Origin of the sequence: Lachnoanaerobaculum sp. ICM7, from assembly GCF_000287675.1 — a bacterium.
GTDB lineage: Bacteria > Bacillota > Clostridia > Lachnospirales > Lachnospiraceae > Lachnoanaerobaculum.
In genome coordinates this window covers 92344-113365 of record NZ_ALJL01000030.1, presented here as the reverse complement: position 1 = coordinate 113365, position 21022 = coordinate 92344, and the positions used below count along the sequence as shown (strand labels likewise).

22 protein-coding genes and 1 pseudogene are annotated in these 21022 nt (G+C 33.5%); 4 read left to right on the top strand and 19 right to left on the bottom strand.

What is annotated here, in order from left to right; translation table 11 throughout:
* The 5 genes and pseudogenes from HMPREF1140_RS13805 to HMPREF1140_RS11060 form a co-directional block, all read right to left on the bottom strand.
* A pseudogene (locus tag HMPREF1140_RS13805) lies at window positions 1-180 on the bottom strand (ATPase); the annotation flags it as partial.
* Between the two features lie 5 nt (window positions 181-185).
* Window positions 186-650: a DUF4143 domain-containing protein gene (locus HMPREF1140_RS13800; protein ID WP_242822883.1), complete on the bottom strand. Its 465-nt coding sequence runs from the start codon at window positions 648-650 to the stop codon at window positions 186-188.
* 11 nt (window positions 651-661) lie between these two features.
* Entirely contained in the window at window positions 662-1420 is a 759-nt protein-coding gene (locus tag HMPREF1140_RS11070) for an EFR1 family ferrodoxin (RefSeq protein WP_009663909.1), read from the bottom strand.
* A 1-nt stretch (window position 1421) separates the two neighbouring features.
* Window positions 1422-2729, bottom strand: a complete 1308-nt coding sequence (locus tag HMPREF1140_RS11065; RefSeq protein WP_009663877.1) for an ATP-binding protein — start codon at window positions 2727-2729, stop codon at window positions 1422-1424.
* A 188-nt stretch (window positions 2730-2917) separates the two neighbouring features.
* Window positions 2918-3751, bottom strand: coding sequence for a DUF364 domain-containing protein (locus HMPREF1140_RS11060; RefSeq protein WP_009663843.1), 834 nt, complete (start codon window positions 3749-3751; stop codon window positions 2918-2920).
* Window positions 3752-3893: 142 nt separating this feature from the next.
* Between HMPREF1140_RS11060 and HMPREF1140_RS11055 the strand changes: the two genes are divergently transcribed.
* On the top strand, window positions 3894-4916 hold the full coding sequence (locus HMPREF1140_RS11055) for a hypothetical protein (RefSeq protein WP_009663848.1): 1023 nt from the start codon (window positions 3894-3896) through the stop codon (window positions 4914-4916).
* Window positions 4917-4958: 42 nt separating this feature from the next.
* Here the strand turns inward: HMPREF1140_RS11055 and HMPREF1140_RS11050 are convergent, their stop codons facing one another.
* Window positions 4959-5393 (bottom strand): hypothetical protein, encoded by a 435-nt coding sequence (locus HMPREF1140_RS11050; protein WP_009663863.1) that lies wholly within the window; start codon window positions 5391-5393, stop codon window positions 4959-4961.
* 244 nt (window positions 5394-5637) lie between these two features.
* Between HMPREF1140_RS11050 and HMPREF1140_RS11045 the strand changes: the two genes are divergently transcribed.
* On the top strand, window positions 5638-7245 hold the full coding sequence (locus HMPREF1140_RS11045; protein ID WP_035620443.1) for a hypothetical protein: 1608 nt from the start codon (window positions 5638-5640) through the stop codon (window positions 7243-7245).
* Window positions 7246-7318: 73 nt separating this feature from the next.
* Here HMPREF1140_RS11045 and HMPREF1140_RS11040 read toward each other — a convergent pair whose 3' ends face one another.
* From HMPREF1140_RS11040 to HMPREF1140_RS11020, 5 genes are all read right to left on the bottom strand, one after another.
* Window positions 7319-7765, bottom strand: coding sequence for a hypothetical protein (locus HMPREF1140_RS11040; protein WP_009663927.1), 447 nt, complete (start codon window positions 7763-7765; stop codon window positions 7319-7321).
* Window positions 7740-9179: an aldehyde dehydrogenase gene (locus tag HMPREF1140_RS11035; RefSeq protein WP_009663933.1), complete on the bottom strand. Its 1440-nt coding sequence runs from the start codon at window positions 9177-9179 to the stop codon at window positions 7740-7742. Before HMPREF1140_RS11035 ends, HMPREF1140_RS11040 begins: the two co-directional genes overlap by 26 nt.
* 24 nt (window positions 9180-9203) lie before the next feature.
* Window positions 9204-9545 (bottom strand): hypothetical protein, encoded by a 342-nt coding sequence (locus HMPREF1140_RS11030; RefSeq protein ID WP_009663858.1) that lies wholly within the window; start codon window positions 9543-9545, stop codon window positions 9204-9206.
* A 47-nt stretch (window positions 9546-9592) separates the two neighbouring features.
* Window positions 9593-10609, bottom strand: a complete 1017-nt coding sequence (locus tag HMPREF1140_RS11025; RefSeq protein ID WP_242822885.1) for a type II toxin-antitoxin system antitoxin SocA domain-containing protein — start codon at window positions 10607-10609, stop codon at window positions 9593-9595.
* A gap of 257 nt (window positions 10610-10866) precedes the next feature.
* A complete protein-coding gene (locus HMPREF1140_RS11020; protein WP_009663872.1) occupies window positions 10867-11250 on the bottom strand; it encodes a hypothetical protein in 384 nt (127 codons plus the stop codon).
* Window positions 11251-11343: 93 nt separating this feature from the next.
* Here HMPREF1140_RS11020 and HMPREF1140_RS11015 point away from each other — a divergent pair, with 93 nt between their 5' ends.
* Both HMPREF1140_RS11015 and HMPREF1140_RS11010 read left to right on the top strand, forming a co-directional pair.
* Window positions 11344-12369 (top strand): hypothetical protein, encoded by a 1026-nt coding sequence (locus tag HMPREF1140_RS11015; protein ID WP_009663899.1) that lies wholly within the window; start codon window positions 11344-11346, stop codon window positions 12367-12369.
* A 12-nt stretch (window positions 12370-12381) separates the two neighbouring features.
* On the top strand, window positions 12382-13407 hold the full coding sequence (locus HMPREF1140_RS11010) for a hypothetical protein (protein WP_009663854.1): 1026 nt from the start codon (window positions 12382-12384) through the stop codon (window positions 13405-13407).
* A gap of 45 nt (window positions 13408-13452) precedes the next feature.
* On the opposite strand, the gene HMPREF1140_RS11005 is transcribed toward HMPREF1140_RS11010, so the two are convergent.
* The 8 genes from HMPREF1140_RS11005 to HMPREF1140_RS10970 form a co-directional block, all read right to left on the bottom strand.
* Window positions 13453-13629, bottom strand: coding sequence for a DUF6440 family protein (locus HMPREF1140_RS11005; RefSeq protein WP_009663873.1), 177 nt, complete (start codon window positions 13627-13629; stop codon window positions 13453-13455).
* Between the two features lie 64 nt (window positions 13630-13693).
* Window positions 13694-15103, bottom strand: coding sequence for an ABC transporter ATP-binding protein (locus HMPREF1140_RS11000; RefSeq protein WP_009663900.1), 1410 nt, complete (start codon window positions 15101-15103; stop codon window positions 13694-13696).
* The gene (locus tag HMPREF1140_RS10995) at window positions 15091-15783 is read right to left on the bottom strand and encodes an energy-coupling factor transporter transmembrane component T (protein WP_009663920.1); all 693 of its coding nucleotides are present in this window, start codon (window positions 15781-15783) and stop codon (window positions 15091-15093) included. The genes HMPREF1140_RS11000 and HMPREF1140_RS10995 overlap by 13 nt, the downstream gene beginning before the upstream one ends.
* Entirely contained in the window at window positions 15783-16238 is a 456-nt protein-coding gene (locus HMPREF1140_RS10990; protein ID WP_009663910.1) for an MptD family putative ECF transporter S component, read from the bottom strand. The genes HMPREF1140_RS10995 and HMPREF1140_RS10990 overlap by 1 nt, the downstream gene beginning before the upstream one ends.
* A gap of 20 nt (window positions 16239-16258) precedes the next feature.
* Entirely contained in the window at window positions 16259-16840 is a 582-nt protein-coding gene (locus HMPREF1140_RS10985; protein ID WP_009663884.1) for an MptD family putative ECF transporter S component, read from the bottom strand.
* A gap of 9 nt (window positions 16841-16849) precedes the next feature.
* Window positions 16850-18571 (bottom strand): ABC transporter ATP-binding protein, encoded by a 1722-nt coding sequence (locus tag HMPREF1140_RS10980; RefSeq protein WP_009663908.1) that lies wholly within the window; start codon window positions 18569-18571, stop codon window positions 16850-16852.
* A complete protein-coding gene (locus HMPREF1140_RS10975) occupies window positions 18555-20309 on the bottom strand; it encodes an ABC transporter ATP-binding protein (RefSeq protein ID WP_009663847.1) in 1755 nt (584 codons plus the stop codon). Before HMPREF1140_RS10975 ends, HMPREF1140_RS10980 begins: the two co-directional genes overlap by 17 nt.
* Window positions 20296-20904 carry a TetR/AcrR family transcriptional regulator gene (locus tag HMPREF1140_RS10970; protein ID WP_009663864.1) on the bottom strand — a complete coding sequence of 203 codons (609 nt, stop codon included), beginning with the start codon at window positions 20902-20904 and terminating at the stop codon, window positions 20296-20298. The genes HMPREF1140_RS10975 and HMPREF1140_RS10970 overlap by 14 nt, the downstream gene beginning before the upstream one ends.
* Between the last annotated feature and the right edge of the window lie 118 nt (window positions 20905-21022).

The window sequence follows — 21022 nt, the reverse complement described above, 5'->3', positions numbered from 1 at the left end:
TGTATAAATATTATACAAAGGAATATTTGTCATCCGGTCCTGCTCACGATAATCTGACATAGATGTACGAACAGCATACTTTGGATGATACTTTTCACAAAAGGCTTTAAGACTTTTTGCTCTCAAATTCTCTTCCGCTTTCACCTCTAGCGGAATTATCGATGTTTTGCCTTGAATCATAAAATCTATCTCTCACTTGAATTGGATGTGGAATAATAATAAGGCTCTATACCTTCCGATGCAATAAGTTGCTGCAAAACATATTGCTCTGTCAATGCTCCCTTAAATTCAGTAAAAATTCTGTTGCCGTCAATAATCACTTGAGCATCCAAATCTGTCATAGCTATCAACAAACCTACATCAAGCAGATACACTTTAAATGCATCAAGGTCAAGATACGCTTTCAATGGAAGTGCTACTTTTCCTACTCTTTGTACCTTATGGATCAACCCGCAATCTAAAAGCCACTGTAATGCAAGTTCAAAGTCCTTTGCTCTTGAACCCTTTCTAACTTGTCCATAAATATATTTTTTATTTTCTTTTGCCAACTGCATTGGAATAGAATCCCACACAAGATTTAGTCTATGTAATTTTATGATAGCACAGACAAAATATGGTGTACAATACTTATGTATACAAAAATCAAACATATTATCCGACATCATATTTTAGTATACGGATTCTTATATTGCCCGTGTTTGTTGCTTCTTCCACTGCCATAGCTTATTGCAAACTTCGGACATCTATGTAGACAACCTAAACACATCTCACATTCTTCATCTTTCCATACCGGGTGATCACCTTCCATAATTATCGCTCCGACAGGACATTTTTTCTCACATAATTTACATCCTATACATAAATCCTTATTTACAGATAAATTCTTTGTCTTTCTTTCTGCAGTATACATAAATGCTGACGGTAGTGCTGCAACAAACTTTGGCAGCTTATTTTTGATAAAGTCTCCTCTTTTATTTGATTTGATATCTTCAATAACTGTTTTAAGCTGAGCTTTTCCTTTATTTAGCCACTGCTCTACCCTCTCTTTATTTGAGAGATTAAAAATCGGTGTCCATGTATCAGGCATTATCACACTGTAGTATGCATCAAATTTTTGACCTTTTCTTTTCAAAATTTCTTTTGCCATAGTCCCTATCTGACCGGTAGAGGTACCATAGCTCACCAGAAGAAAGGTATATCTACAATTATCTATTGTAAGTTTTTCTAAAAATTCTGTTACAATTCTTGGAAGCCTCCAAAAATATGTCGGAGTTATAACACCCAATATTTTTTCATCTTTAAATAAATATTTACCTTCCCTAATACAATCCACTATGGATATAGCTTTATCATCAGTTTCTGCTGCAATTTGCTCTGCAATATATTTTCCGTTGCCTGTTGCACTAAAGTATAAAATCATCTTATTTACCTACGTATTCTCTAATTTTATAAATATTATACAAAGGAATATTTGTCATCCGGTCCTGCTCACGATAATCTGACATAGATGTACGAACAGCATACTTTGGATGATACTTTTCACAAAAGGCTTTAAGACTTTTTGCTCTCAAATTCTCTTCCGCTTTCACCTCTAGCGGAATTATCGATGTTTTGCCTTGAATCATAAAATCTATCTCTCCACTTGAATTGGATGTGGAATAATAATAAGGCTCTATACCTTCCGATGCAATAAGTTGCTGCAAAACATATTGCTCTGTCAATGCTCCCTTAAATTCAGTAAAAATTCTGTTGCCGTCAATAATCACTTGAGCATCCAAATCTGTCATAGCTATCAACAGACCTATATCAATCAGATACACTTTAAATGCATCAAGGTCAAGATAAGCTTTCAATGGAAACGCTACTTTTCCTACTCTTTGTACCTTATGGATCAACCCACAATCTAAAAGCCACTGTAATGCAAGTTCAAAGTCCTTTGCTCTTGAACCCTTTCTAACTTGTCCGTAGATGTATTTTTTATTTTCTTTTGCCAACTGCATTGGAATAGAATCCCACACAAGATTCAGTCTTGGAACAAGTGAAACTTCAGCATGCTTTGAAAAGTCTTGTTGATAATAATTCAAAAGGTTTCTCTGTATTTCTCTCACTTGTTTAAAATCTTTACTGTCAACATAAGTTTTTACAACCTCAGGCATTCCACCTACATAGTAGTATTCACGTAATCTGTCTATATATTTAGTCTTAAACATTGTTATCATATCTGTATCATCACTTTGAAGTACATTTGCAAAACGTTCTTCACCTAAAGCATATAAAAACTCAAGAAAGGTCAATGGGTAAAGATCCATAAAGTCAACCTTGCCTACAGGAAATGATGTTCCTTTATGAAGAGCTACACCTAATAATGAACCTGCTGCTACTATTGCATACTCCGGTGCATTCTCACAAAAGTATTTCAATGAAGATAGAGCCTTCGGTACCTCTTGTACTTCATCAAATATCAATAAAGTATTTTTTGCATCAATAGAAACTCCTGTTTCTATACTGATTGCCAATAAAATCCTGTCTATATTGATATCGCCCTCAAATACCTGCTCCAACCTTTTATTATTATCAAAATTTACATAAGCAACTTTTTCAAAACATGTTCTTCCGAACTCCTTCATCAGCCAGGTTTTTCCAACCTGTCTTGCCCCTCTGATAATCAAAGGCTTTCTATTTTGTTTATCCTTCCATTCTATAAGTTTTTCAAGTGCAAAACGCTTCATAAGGTTACCTCCCAAAATACTTCCCTAAAAACATATACTCTTTTTTATATATTAGAGGTTTAAAAGTATTTCGTCAACATTTTTAAGGCCGTAAAAATGTAGTCTATTACACTTTTAAGGCTATAAAAATGTAATTCACTACACTTTTAAGGCCGTAAAATCGCGTTCTACTTATAATTCTAAATTTTTTACATACCCTGCTTGTTGTAAATTACTATTCTTTCGGCGCTCTTTCCGAAGAAATGATAACCTGAGCCACCCTCACTTATAACATCAAGCAGCTCATCAGGTTTCGTCACCAAGATACCGCCCATCACAGTCACACCTCTTTTAAAGAAAGCGTCAGGTATCATACCGGCAGTCGGACCTGTGACCAAAATATCGGCACCGGGTTTACACATAGCCAGTAAATCAGGTAATGTATCATTAAGAATAGTAACGCCTGTAATAACATCAAGGTCGGAATCCGGCAGATACATATTCGCATTCTTTGCAGTTGCAAAATGCTCCAACTCCTTGCCCTTTAGAGTACGTGAGTCCATCTCTAAAACTTTAAAATCTGCATCTGCCGCAAGAAGCTTTTTAAGCATCGGCACCAATGCACCTATTACAACACTTTTTTTGCCTTGGTGAACCTCCATCACATCAAAAGAGTCTACATCCAACTCTATTTTATACTCCAAACTCTTATTTTCCTCCCAGTAACAGGCTGAAAGTGCATTTAGTGTTGCAATGGCCAGTGTCTTTCTGAGAATATTTGCATGTGAAAGATCATCCAAATAACTTTTTACACTCCTTCCACTGAGTTTACCTGATAGAGGCATAGCCTTTGCGGAGCTTGGACAGCATACAGCCTCAGGAATCTCCTTAACGGGAGTAAAACAAAGCCCTCCATGACCTGTACTTAATTTTACTCCTGAAAAGAACAGTCCGAACACCGCTCTTTCAACTACCATTTTATCCAGTCTCTCTCCAAAATATTCTTTTAAAATATCGGCACTTTCCTGTAATAATATATTCATACTTTATTTCCTTTCCGTCTAAAACTCTTCAGCATACCCAATTTTATATACTATTCCTTTACATCTACAATATCAATACATAAAGTGCTATAATAACACATGATTTTTTAATACTTTTACATAATCAGAGGAGATAAATATAATGGGATTTTTTATATCTACATTGGGATTTGGTATATTTTCACTGCTTTGCTTTATTTTAGCTGTTTATATATACTTCAGACTGCTGATAGCTGTTTGCACTTTTAAGAAGCTCCCTAAATGGATATATACTTTAGGTCATATCCAGATTACAAGGAGGGCTGTTCAATATGACGACATTACAGATAGGCCCGCAATGATAGAGGCGAGCGTTTTTATGGTGTGTATTATTTTAGTTAATATAATAGTTACCGGTGTGAATTATTTCAAATTACACAATATTGGAAAAGCAATTTTTTCCTGTTTACAAATGCAGTTTGCTGTAATTATAGCTGCGATAATACTTTCCGGAATTATTAGACCGCTTATACGTTTTTTGATACCCTCATACCGTACGAAATATTCTTACTCAACTACCAATGCGTTTGATATACTTATGTTTTTCTACTCATTTGCATTTACTTTTTTTATATCTATAGCAGGTATTCCGGCTAAACCGGTAAATGTGCAGATAGCAGAAACTAATGTGATTATCGGTTCAACAAAGGCATCCACTCTTCTTGATAACGGCTTTACATTTAAAGGAAAAAATGCAGACAGTGAAATTATAAATACTCGAAGTGACCACTTTTCCTATGGAGAATATTTGGAATTGTATCTTGGTGAAAAGTCTTTCGGTCATGTATGTGTCACACCTACATGGAAGGATTCGGATGAGCTTAAAAACTGTACTGTAACATCATTTAAGGTTACACCGGATGATACGAATTTGTCTGCTGTAAAGATTAACAACGTAGCGCTGTCGGATTTACAGCTTAGTGACTTTGAAAATGAAGATTTGATAGATATTTTTTCACTGCATCCTATAGATTATGATGAGATGAAAGGTCCTTATTATTTTGTACTTACATTGCAAACTCATGACTATTCTCTTTGGAAACGCTATCGTATAGAAGCTGATTTTAACTCCGATAACAGTCTTTCATACTACACTGTTATGGCACAACATACTATATGGGAATAAAAAAAGGGAAAGCTTAAACGGCTTTCCCTTTTTTATACCAGATTATCTAATATTCATATTTTCCATACAGTTTTTCAGTATTGTGCTGATATAATTGCCCTTTTTTCTGTTGATACATGCAGTCGCATATGTCATTGGAGCTTTGTATACTTCTCCTATATAATCAGGACTTGTCAAAACAGGCATGGAGTAGTATGCATTCTTTTTATTTTTCAAATCTATAAACCATTCTCCACCTATATACTTCCTGAAGGTCTCACCGATATATACCGTCAAATAGTCAAGGTTTTTGGCATCACCTATCAAGTCCTTTATCTCACTGTAATTAGTGAGAATCCAATTTTCAATCTCATCCAGCGACTCTATACTGTAGTCCAGTTTTAAATTATTCTCCCCCGCAAATGCATCTGTAAAATACTCCATTTTAGAGTCTATAAGAATTATCCATTCTTCAAAGTTTTCTTTCGTATAAGCCATTTTTATATCCAACTTTCCTAATTCATATAAATATTCTCCAACTCACTCAATACTCTATAATTGAATATATCTTCCTATTTAGTATAATCATACATAGATGTAAATACAATATATTTCTTATACATTAGATTAACGTAAATATAATTTATAAACTCAAAATTTTTAAGTATATTTAGCAAAATTATAAATAGATTTTTGTATAAATATATAGTAAAATTAAATCAAAATTTATGGAGGTGAATTTATGTTCAAAAAACTCACATCGAAACTTCCCGTTATTTTCTGTTTTTTAGCCATATGTCTCTTGGCTATATTTGCATCAGCCTGCTCAGCAGGTAAAAAATCCAAGGCGGAATCTCAAAAAAGTACAAGTTCCAATAAGTTTTCTCTTTATTTAAAGGGAGATAATTTGTATATGGCTCGCTATGATAACTCCGAAATTATAGACTTGGGACCTTGTACATCTAACGGAAGTGTTATGGAAAAGTTTTCTATAAATGGATATAACAAAAAATTAGATCAATTTTGTTCATTTTCAGATTATGACGGTGAAACCTATACTCTATATATATCGACATATAAAAAACCTACAAAACGGACTAAGGTAGCTGACAATGTTACAGTACATTCAGCCTTAAAAAATGGTGATATACTCTATATTTCAAATAAAGAGCTGTTTTTATATAAAGGTGGTAAAGCGGTCAGTCTCTTTAAAGAAGAGGGCGAAGAAGAAATAAAATACATACTTTCTAAGGCTCAGGATAAGCTTTTAATTGTTCCGGGTAAGCGCACTTATGACAAAGAAAAATTGATGAATGTATATTTAATCGATATATATACAGGTAATAACACTGTATATTCAGATTTTAATATAAATTCTTTCGATTATTCTTTTGAACTTGATTCAATATGCTATTTTAAGGATAATACAATATACAAGTTGGAAGATGGAAACTCAAAAGAAATAGTAAAAGGTATTGACGAACCATATAATAGCGTTGCTTATTCTTCTGATAAAGTCATCTATGCGTCAAAAGCTGATGAACCGACATCCCTCTATAGATTTGACTTTAACGGCAATGAGGAATTAGTCAGTGATTCATTTATAAAATTTGTAAAATTTAATATAAAAGAAAATTTTCTGGCATACACAGAAAAAAACTCTGAAGGCAAAATCATTCTAAAAGTAGCACAGAATGGTGAAACACTGGGAGAGTATGAAGATATAGAAGACGATGACGACATGTACAGACTACAAGAAGCACACCCTTCTAAATCAAAATATTGGTATTTTTTCTCTGAAGAAAATAAGAAGCTTTGGAAAGTCGCTTTAGAAGGAAGTAAAAAAGGGGAAATTGAACTTGTAAATGATAATGTAACTGATTTTTTAGATTTTGCTTATTCACAAGACTCTAAAGCGGAAAACGATGATTTGTTATATAAAGCAAAAATCAAAGGGAATGACTACTATTCTTTATTCCTGGATAAAAATATTATCAATGAAAATGTAGGCAAGTATTATTCACCGGCACATTTAGAAAATAACGGTACTGAGAGTTATATTATATATGCTGACACACTCTCTCAAACTTCATATGAAGATCATAATTATACTTATCATATTTTTGAAAACGGCAAAGATACTATAGTTGCTGAAAATGTAAAGGATTATAACGGATCCCTTCCGGAAAATGAAAAATTCGACAAAACCTATTTTTTAACAGATTATGACGAAAGCAAAGAAACAGGTGTTTTGAAGCAATATTTAAACGGAAAGCTTAAAGATATAGACAGTGATGTAAAGGGCTTTGTAAAAAATAGTACAAGTTCATTTAGCACTATATTCAGATAATAAAGATATAAATACTGCCGGAGCCTGACGCAACCCATGTGGATCACGTAAGGCTCCGGCAGTAATATATCTTCTAAAGAATTAGGCCCTGCTTTCCCATATCTTCCAAACAGTTTTTCAGTATGGTACTTATATAATTGCCCGTTTTTCTGTTGATACATGCAGTTGCAAATGTCATCGGTGCTATATAGCTCTCTCCTATGTAATCAGGACTTGTCAAAACAGGCATGGAATAGTATGCATTCTTTTTATTTTTTAAATCTATAAACCACTCTCCACCTATATGTTTCCTGAAAGTCTCACCAATATATACCGTCAAATAGTCTAAAGTCTTAGTGTCATTTATCAAATCCTTTATTTCTCTGTAATTAGTTAGGATCCAATTTTCAATCTCGTCAAGTGACTCTATACTGTAGTCAAGTTTTAAATTATTTTCTTTTGCAAATACATCTGTAAAATACTCCATTTTAGAGTCTATAAGAATTATCCATTCTTCAAAGTTTTCCTTGGTATAAGCCATATTTTATCTCCGGTTTTCTAATTTTTTGAATCATTAAATGATTCCAATATTTTTTCAGCATTCTAAATTTTACCGGATTAAACGGTGCATACCTCAGTGGTAAGTCGAATATTGTATTACTCCATACAATACTCTTTTTATGGCTGAATGTATCGAATCCAAATTTTCCATGATACGAACCTATTCCGCTGCTTCCTACTCCTCCAAATGGCATATAATGATTTGATACTTGCAGAATAACATCATTTATGCATCCGCCACCGTATGAAATACTCTTTATAATATGTTTTGCAATATATTTATCCCTTGTAAATACATAGCATGCCAAAGGCTTATCATGCTCTTTTATTATCCTTATTACATTATTGATATCGTCATATTCTATGATTGGAAGCACCGGTCCGAATATCTCTTCTTTCATAATTTCATGGTCAAAATCCACATCAGGTAAAATAGTAGGCTCTAATCTATGAACTACATCATCACCTCTGCCACCTATTATACTGTCCTCTGATTTTATTAAATTCATCAATCTTTTATAATGATGCTCATTTATTATTCTCGGATAAGTATCATTATTTAATGCATTAGGATATCTTCTCTTTATTTCTTTTTGCAGATACTTTATAAATCTGTCCTTAACACTGCTATGTATTAACACATAATCAACAGACACACAGGTCTGTCCGGCATTAAGCAGTTTCCCCCACAGTACTCGCCTTGCAGCAAGTTTAATATCGGCTGTCTCATCTATAATGCAAGGACTCTTTCCTCCAAGCTCCAAAGAAACCGGTATAAGGTTATTGCTCGCTATATTCATTACAATCTTTCCTACTCTTTGACTTCCTGTAAAGAATATATAATCATATCTTTGATGTAGAAGCTCATCATAATCTATATCTTCATCCACACAGAAAATATAATTTGAACCGAAAGCTTCATTTATAATGTATTTAATAACTTTTGAGGTATAAACACTCTCTTTTGAGCATTTGATAATGGCTGTGTTTCCTGCCGCTATTGCCGCTACAAGCGGTGCTATAGCCAAATTGAAGGGGTAATTCCAAGGTGCCATAATAAGCACCACTCCATAAGGCTCAGAGTATATATAATTCTTTGCCGGAAATGTAGCTATAGTTCCTTTTACCTTCTCCGGCCTGCTCCACTTTCTTACATTTTTTAAAGCCTCATTTATCTCCGCATAAACTATTGCAAGTTCACTCATATATGCCTCAGCTCTAGACTTTAAAAGATCCTTATATAAAGCGGAAAGGATTGCTGCCTCATTATTTCTGATTGCCTCCTTTAACCTTTGCAACATCTTTATCCTGTATTTAACCGACTTAGTTGCATTTGTGTTAAAGAAATCTCTTTGTTTATTTATAATTTCTTTTAATTCTACTTTTTTCTCCATAATGTAACTCACCGTCCTTCCACATTATAAAATAGATTTAATCGTGTTAAATATCAGCTTGGAGAATTTTGACTTGTCAGTTTCTTCAGAAAGCACCAAAGTCACTCTATTTTCCTTTGATGAATATCCACTGTTAAAAATCAATAAAAATGGTCCTTCACCAGACAATTCCTCCACGTAAAAGCCCTTTTCGTCCATCAACCGAAACATTTCCTCATCTCGAGAAACAAAAATATCCGTTGTTTCATCTTCATTATCAATGGCAATATATGGATTTTTCCAAAATGTAATACTTTCTTTTATTTTTTCTATAAAAGTATCCTTATCTTTATCAGTATATAAGATGTAGTCGATACCTGTAATCATTTTTTCACCTATACCTGTAAAATATTCTATCTCATTTTTTCTGATTTTTAGAATATATTATTCAACATATCATTAATATATTTACGTAGACCATCTTCTGTATCTATTCCATATTTATTATTTGTCTGAATATAATAATTCATTATTTGATCTTTTGACAAAAGCTCATTTGAAGGAATACTTTCACCATATCCTATTCGTGCTTCCTTCCAAGGGGACTCATTGTGTGTAATCTTCTCCAATACCTTTCCACTATATATTCCAAATGTATTTACAACAAGCTCTATTACTTTCTTTTCATTATCTTTCAAAGTATCTTCCATTCCGCTTAAAAGTGCAAAATGTGCATCATCAATAGGATTATACTTAAAATCTCTAAACAGTTCATAAACCTCCGGATATACAGGCCCATGTACCCACGCCCTACAATCCTCCACAAATATAGGCTTCCTATATAACGCTAAATATACTCCCTGAGTAAAATATAATAGTTTCTGTAACATTAGAGGTGTTACCTCTTCCAGCTTTTTAAAAATATATGCAATTACCCTAAGCATGTTATCAGAAACAGAAAATAACCTTTCCATACTTACAGCTGCATTATAGGCTTTTCTATATGCTGTATCTGTTATTCGCTCTCTGTTTTCAATAAGTTTCTTTTTCATATATTCAGGGGATGAAATTGCAGATTTAATTATATCCGAATATTCTTTTGACGGCACCTGTCCTTCCAGATATCTGGGAATAGTTACCTCTCCAAATCCAATTGCTAAAGATAGAGGTCCTTTTCCTATATTATAAATTTTCATGAACCTTTCGATGTCATCGATTGATACCAATCCCTCCGCTTCCCTATACTGCTCATCAATTTCTCGAATATTCTTATCTATAAGTCCCGGAACACTCATTTCCTCACCGCATTCCGTACATATGGCAACAGTAATTGAAAAATTATAATCCTTATCCTTTATATTTTTTATAATATCCTTCTTTTGTAAAATGTATTCCGTCTCTCTTCTACACTCGATACAGAAATCCCTTCTCTCCTTTGACAAAATAGTCACCTCCAAATTATTACTTGAAATAGTATGTAAGCGGATACTTCTGCTCATGGAATGAAATAATAATCACAAAACAGTTCTATAATCAATACATTATCCCCCGGAGAATATGATTTTGATTTATATAATCAAGATACACTTATGATTGCTTTTTGTCAATATCCTATCATTGATTATTTTTTTAATCTTATATACTTATACAAATACCTTTTACTTATTTAACGTGTAACAATGATATATGTTTTACACCTTATATCCCCCTACTCCAGTATCTCCAAAATATCCTCTATCTCTACTCCCTCACTTAATACAATAGTTTTATTATATCCCTCATCACATAATAAAACTTCCTTTTCATAAGGGAAGTAGCTTCTGAGCCATTTTATAAAATCTGCATAATCATAGAGCCTGTTTTTTGAGTTGAAATAATTTATCATGAATACACTTCTATCCTTAAGCATCCAAATTTCAAACTCATACTCATCCTCGTAGTCTTCCCAACAAATATTGTACCGGCAGTTCTCATCATCATTTACCGAAATACCGACTTTAGGAAATCTTTGTTTAATGTCATTATTAAACTTATCCAAATTAAAATCATTATTTTCTTTATCCGTCACATAGATAAAATATGAAACAGCCATATTCCTCCCCATAAAAGTATTAAATATCGTAAATTTTACAACAAAATGATATAATATAAGTATACAACTTTTAATTTGAAAAGGGGAGCTACAATGGCCTTTTTTATAGTTTCAATAGCGCTCGGTATTCTTATATTGGTGCTTCTTATGTTTACAGTTTATATGTATGTAAAACTTGTAATAGCTGTGAGAACAAATACTGAAGTTCCAAATTGGATGTACAAGATTGGGCAAGGATTTAAAAGTAAAATCAATATCAATTACGAGGATTTTACAGAACCTGCAACATTGTGGGATACCAATTTTTTTATCCTTTGTTTTATTTTAGCCAATATTTTTTTCTATTTTGTAATGTATTATCAAACACAAAATTCCAAGAAAGCATTTTATATATGTGTAGGCTTGCAGGCAGTAGTTGTTTTGATAGCAATGTTATTCTACTTTATAGTAAAACTGATTTTATTTTTTGTATCTCATATATTGGGAATTTACAGGCCACTCTACTCACCGACAAACGCTGTAATGGCCGGGATATTTGTTACTGCACTTGTATATACTCTATGGATGCTTAGGGTGGGACTTCCTGAAAGACCTCTAGATATACAAATAGATAACAGCACTGTGGTAATAGGCGAAACAAAAGCCTCCTCTCTTTTAGCAGACGGCTTTACCTTTTACGGTAAAGATGCAGACAGTGAAATTGTAAATAAACGAAACAGCCAACTTCACTATGGTGAACTTGTAGAATTACTTCGTGACGGAAAATCTTATGGATTTATGAGTATTACTCCTACATTTAAAAATTCTGATAAACTCGAAAACTGCACCATAACATATTATGAGATACCGGGTGACAGTGAGGTTTTATCTCAGGTAAAATTTAATGATACAGATCTATCATCATTGAGCATTCAGGATTTTGAAAACAGCGATCTGGCTGATATCTTTTCATTGAAGCCTTATAATTATAATCAGTATAAACGCAGTCCTTTGTATACCTTAAAACTGCAAACTGTAGGGTACTCACTGTGGAAAAGTTATAGCATTGAGGCGGATTTTTTTGAAAATAACTCAGTACACCATTATGGTGTCAGGGCACAGCATACTATTTGGGAATAATGGAGGAATAAAATGGGATTTACTATATTCGCATTAATTTTTGGTCTTTTGGTTTTACTATGCTTTATGTTAACAATCTATATGTTTTTAAGGCTGGTAATTGCAGTAACTACCGGAAAGGAAGTCCCAAAATGGATGTACAATATCGGACAGGGCTTTCAAGGTAGAATACATATAGACTATGATGATATTACCGAATCTGCTGCACTAAAAGCTGCATTATTATTTTTCTTCGTGTATGTTTTGGCAAATATCTCCTGCATAGGCATTATATTTTATATGACAAATAATTTTACCTTGTCACTTTATAGATGTTTAAAATTTCAGCTTGGACTTGCAGTAATAAGCTTGATAATTTATCATCTCTTTCAGCTTATCTTAGGACTTATAAGCAATCATAAAAATAAAATATTTCGACTCTACTCAGCTTCAAATGCTGTTATAGCCGGACTGTTTATTTCACTTTTTACTCTTACTCTCTTTGTATCTATGATAGGTTTTCCCGAAAAGCCGGTCGTAGTACAAATAGATAAAAGCAATATAATTGTCGGCGAAACAAAGGCATCCACTCTTTTGTCTGACGGCTTTTACTTCTTAGAAAAGTCTGCAGACAGTGAAATAGTAAACAATCGTAATGACCACTTTTATTATGGTGAACTTTTGGAAATATTTCGTGATGATAAATCCTACGGTTTTGTAAGTGTTACTCCTACATTAAAAGATAGCGATAAACTAAAAAACTGTACAATAACTTATTACAGGATTCCGGCAGACAGTGAGGTTTTATCGGAGGTCAGATTCAATAATACAGATCTTTCAAAACTGAGTATAGATGACTTTAGAGAAAGAGATTTGACGGATATTTTTTCACTACATCCGATTGAATATGAAGAAGTAAAGAATGATATTTCATTTACACTTAAAATTCAGCCATCCGACTATGTTATATGGAAAAGATACAGTGTGGAAGCTGATTTCGATTCACTTTATAAGCCTGATAAATATGGTGTAAGAGCACAGCATACAATATGGGAATAGACATAAAAACTGTAGTAGAAGCTATCCTTCCGCTACAGTTTTTATTTATAAATCTTCCTTAATGTTATGTGTTATTACAGGCTTTCCGTCTTTATCAAGTAAAGCTGTCATACCCCCATATCCGTTTGCCTTAAACAAATAGTTTACACCAGTCTCCGTATCAACCCAGACTTCAAGTTTTTCTAATACTCCCTGCCTGTAAACTTTCTTGAAACGATCCATAAAGCATCCTCCAATGTTTTCTTTGATTATATCATATATTAAACTACAGTTCTTAAAGTTTTGTTTAATAATAAATGATTTTATTAATTTCATTTTTGGATTCCTGGATCTTAAATTCCTCAAGGCAAAGTATACTGTCTGCGGTTTCATTTAAAAATTCATTGTCGTGGGAAACAATAAATATAATATTATCTTTAGTACTCATCTCCTTTATCAGCTTTGAAATTCTTATCATATTTTTATAATCCATACCGCTTGTGGGCTCATCAAAAAATATAAATCTTGAGTTTTTGCATAGAACTGAAGCAATGGCCACTCTTTGTTTTTGTCCACCTGAAAGGCTCATAGGATGTCTGTCCTTTAATTCTGTAAGTTCAAGACCAAATAGGACCTTATCTAATCTATCCTGTGGCAAATCCTTAACCCCAAGTTTTATTTCTTCCTCTACAGAATCTGTGAAAAGCTGATGATTTACATCCTGCATAACCAATGATGAATTTTTCAGTCTGTCTTTTTTGTTCAGGATTTTCCCGTTAAATGTTATCTCACTCTTTCCCTTATCATCAAGGCCTGTCATTACTCTTATAAATGTAGATTTACCGCAACCGTTTTTTCCGGTAATACCGTAAATATTTCCAAGACCAAATGAAATATCTTCTATCTTTAACCCCGAACCGTCTTTAAAGTTGTACTCAAGTTTTTTAATATTTAAATCATTTCCAAACAACTTACTTTGTGCTTTCAATACTGTTTTTATCGCAGAGCGAAGTCCAAGTTGTCTTTCAGAGTTTAAAAGTTCATCTTTTGTAAGCTCCTTAAAAAGCTCTCCCTTTCTGATGAGAATAATTCGATCAGCCAAATCCGTCAAATAATAGATTCTATGCTCTGCAATTATAAGCGTAATTCCCTTATTCTTTAGTATATGCAACATTTCTTTTAATATATCAATATATTTATCATCCAGATTTGAAGAAGGCTCATCAAGTACTATTATCTTACAACCTGAAATATAACAAGCTGCCACACAAAGTATCTGTTTTTCGCCACCTGAAAGATCAAATATGCTACGTCCGAGCAAATGCTTTATAGGAAAGATCTTTAGCATATCTTCCATACGACTTTCCATTTCTTTTCTATCAAGACCTATGTTTTCAAGATAAAATAACAGTTCAAGTGTTGTATCCACATTGAAAAAATGTGTCTTTGGGTTTTGGAAAACGCTGGATATCATCAGAGATATTTCATAAAGCTCCATTCCCTTTAAATCTTTATTGTCAACCTTTATGCTGCCACTAAATTTGGCATTCTCATATTCAAAGGCAAGTCCATTTATAGAATTTATAATAGAAGATTTTCCGCTTCCGCTCTCCCCTGTAAGAAGTACACATTCGCCGTCCGCTACAATCAAGTTGATATCATCAAGTACTTTTTTATCCTGTTCGTAAAACAGTGACAGATTCTCTAACGTAAGCATATAAGACCTCCCACCACTATAATTGTCATTGTGAAAGCATAAATAAAATCGATCAAATGAATTTTTACTTTTATGTACCTTGTTTTCTTTACAGGATTTGCAATGCATTTTGTTTCCGCAGCCTTTGCAATATCATCTGCAATATTTGATGAAATAATAAGCAGGGGTACAGCAATATATTCAAGATATTTAACAGGATTTTTTGTTTCTATTCCCCTTATTCTCATTGCCATCATAATGTTATTTTTCTCCTCGGCAAATGAAGGGAAGAACCTGAACATTACAGCTATAGGTACAGAAACTTCCTTTGGTATTTTTAAAGCATCCATTGATGAGATAATACTTCCGACATCAGAAGTCTTAATCATAAATTTGCCTGCTGCAAAAGGAAGATAGAACATACGACATATAGCCGGTAATGAAAGCATCATCATTATAAATATGGGAAGCTTCGCCAAAGCACTAAAACTCGGTACAAAGAACAATACACCAAATACCAGTATATTTTTTATTGCCTCTCTTCTAAATCCATTAATAAGATACATAATAGATATCGCTAATACAACAGCTACTTCCAAATATTGATTTATAGAATGTACTACAGTAAACCCAAGTAACACTACAACAAAAAACTTGGTTATAGGATTTGGATTTAGTCTTTTGTCATTGATGTAATACATCAAATTATACCTGCCTTTATAAAATGTTTTTTTAGTAATATTCTTCCTATATTCGCTCCTATAAGTCCGCCTAATATAGCACCCAGATAGACCAATGCCATATTTGGATATGTGACCAGTTTTATCAAAGCATTCACATAATCCTCACCCATAACCATTGCTATCTCAATATATTTTTCTCTAGCCCATAACATTTGCATAAGTGAACCGCAGATCCAGGTATTAAATATTGCAAATGAAAGCATTCCCAGTATCAGCACCGCCCAAGGTTTTTGTACCTTTGCCATAAACAACATAATAACAGTTCCGCTTACAATACCGAGTAGTGCAGGATATACCAGATATAAGACAGGTAAAAATCCTATCATTCCCAGAGCAAATATAATCACCACATATATAACTGCAAATACACCTATAGTGACAAGATCCTTTATTTTCAGCTTTTTCTCTTTCATATTTCCCTCCTAATAATACATCAAACTATACCTGCCTTTATAAAATGCTTTTTCAGTAATATTCTTCCGATATTTGCTCCTATAAGTCCTCCGATTATAGCACCAAGATAAACCAAAGCCATATGCTGATAAGTAATAAGTTTTATCAAAATATCTACATACTCCTTGCCCATCATCATAGATAACTCAATGTATTTCTCCCTTGCCCATAACATTTGCATAAGTGAACCGCAAATCCAAGTATTAAATATTGCGAATGAAAGCATATTGTATTTAAATGAATTATAATGACCGATCCTTCTTATCAACTCGGCTATAATCATTACTGCAAATGCATGAAGTAAAATTACATAGGTATGGCCTCCCACAAGCATAATAAGAGGTGACAGCATTCCGAAAATAAACAATGCCCAAGGTTTTTGTACTTTAGCCATAAATAACATAACAACAGTTCCGCTAACAATTCCCAGTATTGTAGGATATATCAGGAATAAAATCGGAATAACTCCAATCATTCCAACGGCAAAAGTAACTACAAAATATATAACAGCAAATACACCTATAGTCACCAGATCCTTTATTTTCAGCTTTTTCTCTTTCATATCTTCCCCCTAATAATTAAATGCTTCCGCTAATTTTGTCTTTTCAATCAAGTTTTTATATACCTTTGAATCTTTTATAAGCTCATCATGATTTCCTGATGTCTCAACAACTCCCTCATCTATTACCACAATCTTATTCACATTTTCTATTGATTTTAATCTGTGAGAGATAATAATAACCGTTTTGTCCTTAATAAGCTTATTTAAACTGTCCTGTATCTTCTTTTCATTGTCCACATCAAGGCTTGCCGATATCTCATCCAATATCAAAACAGGTGCATCCTTTAGAAATGCTCTTGCAATAGAAATTCTCTGTCTTTCTCCACCTGATAATTCAGCACCGTTTTCTCCAATCAGAGTATTAAATCCATCCGGCAATTTTTCGATAAAATCCATACAGTTTGCAAGTCTGGCCGCTTCCTTTACTTCCTCATCTGTTGCACTCTCCCTGCCCAAACGAATATTTTCCATAATGCTTGTATTAAACAAAGTCACATCCTGAAATACTATTGAGACATTCTTAAACAATGATTCTGTAGATATATTTTTGATATCCTTTCCGTCTATTAAGATACTTCCGGTATCATAGTCATACAGCCTTGATATAAGTCTTAGTACGGAAGTTTTACCGGAACCCGATATACCTACCAAAGCTGTAACCTCACCCTGCTTTGCCGTAAAACTCACATCTTTTAATACCTTTGCATCTTTATTATAAGCAAAAGAAACGTTTTTAAATTCTATATCGTAGCTTGAAAGGTCTGTATCTTTACCCTCTTGAAGCGCTGCATTTTTTATCTCCTTTATTCTTACAATTGCAGGTTCAATATAGGACATTTCGGTCATTCCTTCCCTTGAAACATCAAAAAGTTCTTTAACCTTTATTGCTCCTATCAGGTATCCTATCAGATATAAGAGGCTGATCTCATTGTGAATAAGTAACTGTATTCCGACAGCCAATACTACTGCAAGGCTTATATATGAGAGAGATGAAGATATACCTACCGCCAGCATTGGAACTATCTCTACATTAAGATGAATCCTCTCGCTCTCCTCCATCTTTTTATACAGGTTTTTCTTCACCTTGTCGGCTTGATTAAAGCTGCTTATCTCCTGTTGTAACTCTATTGTTTCTTGAAAAAGCTCTGAATTATCTCTTAGCACATTAAAGTATCTGCTGTACTCTGAAACTTCCTTTTGTTTTGCCAAAGGATTGATCATAAAGCTTAAAAGAGTGGGAATAATTGCTGCAAGTCCAAGCTTCCAGTTTCCAATAAGCATAATAAGTCCCATCAGAGGAAAGAATAACCACATAGCCACAACCTTTGGTATAGAATGGCTCATAGAATGCTCTACCCTTTCCACATCAGACATTATCGTTTGTGAAAGGTCGGAGAGATCGTGCTTTGAAAAATAAGCCAGCGGAAGCTGTGCCAGATTCTCTGCTATTCCCTTTCTCAAATTTGCCGATTCTTTATAGGTGGAATTATAAAGGCTTACATATTCTTCTGATAATAAAATATACATAAAAACAAGAGTAAGTATTGCCATAACAATATACTGCAAGGTGCTTGATACATTTCCCAAGACCAACTGATTAATAAGTCCCATTAAAATAAACATCGGACCAAGGTTGATACAATATGTCAAAAAACAATATATCGTTGCTTTTGTAAGATTTTTTGCACCCTGTTCTGAGAGAGCATATCTTTTCTTATAGTAGTTTTTCATTTGACACCCTCCAATCATTTGCAGTTTCGTAAAGACTGAGGAGTCTGCTGTACAACCCTCCGGTTTTTACTAATAAATCATTATCTCCTCGCTCTATTACATTTCCCTTTTCCAAAACTATTATTTCATCTACATTTCTGATACTAGTCATCCTATGGGCAATCATTATAACAGTCTTATTCTGCATTAAATTTTTAAATGCTTTTTGTAATTCATATTCATTATCTGCATCAATTGCCGCACTCGCTTCATCCATAATTACAATAGGTGAATTTTTCAAAATAGCCCTTGCAATAGCGATTCTTTGTTTTTCACCTCCTGAAAGATACACTCCCTTTGAACCTATAATTGTATTTTCCCTGTCTTTAAACTTTTCAATAATTTCATCACAACCTGCAAGACTGAGAGCCTTCATTACTTTATCTCTATCTGCATTTTCATCAGCCAATGCTACATTATCATATATAGATTTTTTAAACAGTTTGCTGTCTTGGAATACAAACGAGATATTCCTTATGATTGCCTCCTTTGTATATTCCGAAAGAGGATATCCACCTATTTTTATTGCCCCCTTATCAACCTTATAAAATCCTGACAAAAGCTTTGCAATAGTTGACTTTCCTGAACCTGAATGCCCTACTAAGGCATAAGTTTTTTTCTCTTCTAATGAAAATGATAAGTTTTCCAGAACCTTTTTATCCCCATATGAAAAGCTCACATTTTCAAATTCAATATTGAAATTGTCAAAATGGTCTCTGTTTCCATATGTGAGTTTATCCTCCTGCATCTTTTCATATAATTCTTCCAAACTGTCAATGGCAAAATTTGCATTATAGATATTCATGCTTGCCCACATTATTTTCATAAAAGAGACCATTATTACACCGCTTAAGAAAAAGATCATAATAAGCTCCACAGCCATAAATTTAGGATCTTTTATACCGGTCAAAAAGAAGCTGAGCGGAATGCTGATAATGGCAATCAATCCTAAAAATATCAGCTGATATATGACATATGGTGTTTTACAAGACAGAGAATAATCATAAGCGTATTTTGAATACTCCATAATAGAATCATGCAATGCCTTAAAGGATTTAAGTTTTGAACCGAATATCTTTATTACCTGTATGCCTCTGATATACTCCACAGTTTCAGAACTCAGTTTGTCAAGTGAAGTCTGATAAAGCTTCATAAAATCTTTATTACCCATCATTCCCATCAATATGAGTCCGCTTACAACAGATAAAACTATAATAACGATTCCCACTCTAAGACTTATGGCAAATGCCAGTATAAATGCAAAAATCGGTACCAAAAATGCCTGTGAATTATCCGGCAACATATGAGCTACCGCCATATGTGTCTTTGCCGCATTGTCATCTATAGTTTTTCTTATATATCCTGAGGAATGAAGATCAAAAAATCGAAAGCTTGCATCTGTAAGTCCTTCAATTCCTCTTTTTCGTAAATTTGTTTCAAGTCTAAATGCCAGCTTATGTGAAACAATGCCGGATACCAAATACATTACCGCACTTATAGTTAAACAGATAACTATCCTTGTAGAATAATATCCTGCGTTTTCATAATTTCCCTTTACTACCGCTTCTTTTAGAAGTAGAAATATATAATAATACCCATAAACCACCAGGAATGCCGAAATACTTGATACTATGATTGTCATATATCCGATATATTTTTCATTCGGCACATATCTGAATAATTTCTTATAAACTCCCATCCATTTTCTCCTTTACTTGTTCAAATAAGTAAGTAAATATTGCTTCCAAATGCTGTCTGTTCTTCTTAAAATTTTCTCTTGCATCCAGTACATCAGAAGCCATTATCAGAGCATTCATAAAATCGGTAACAAACTGAAAAATTTGAGGATCAAACAACCATCCTGAGTCATAATTCCATATCGCTTTAAATCTTTCCTTTGTCTGTTCTTGAAGCTCTTCCATAATATTATTCAGTTCGGGATTTCTTTTTTTCTCTATCAAAAACTCAACATAAAGAGGCGTTAAAGGATTGTTGTCTATGACTTTATCAACCAACTGTTTTGCCATAAACTTACTCTCACCACCCTTTTCACATTCAACCAAATGCTCCTTAATGATATTGTTTCTGTAATCAATCCCGCTTATCATAATGTCTTTAAAGATTTCTGTTACGTTCCCATAGTAGTGATACACTCCTCCTTTTGATAAAGTTGTTCCCGCGATGATGTCTTCCATAGTTGCCTTTCCTAAGCCCTTTGCGGCAATTACTTTTGTGGCTGAATCCATAATTTCTTTTTTTCTTTCAGCCTCACTAAGCCTCTTCGCAGCAGCCATATAGTACCTCCTCTTTACCGACGTTATCGTCGGTAAAATTATTATATCATAGTTAGGTTTTGCTAACAAGTGGGTATATGAACTACTTCACTGTTACTTCAAAGTCAACTTCAATATC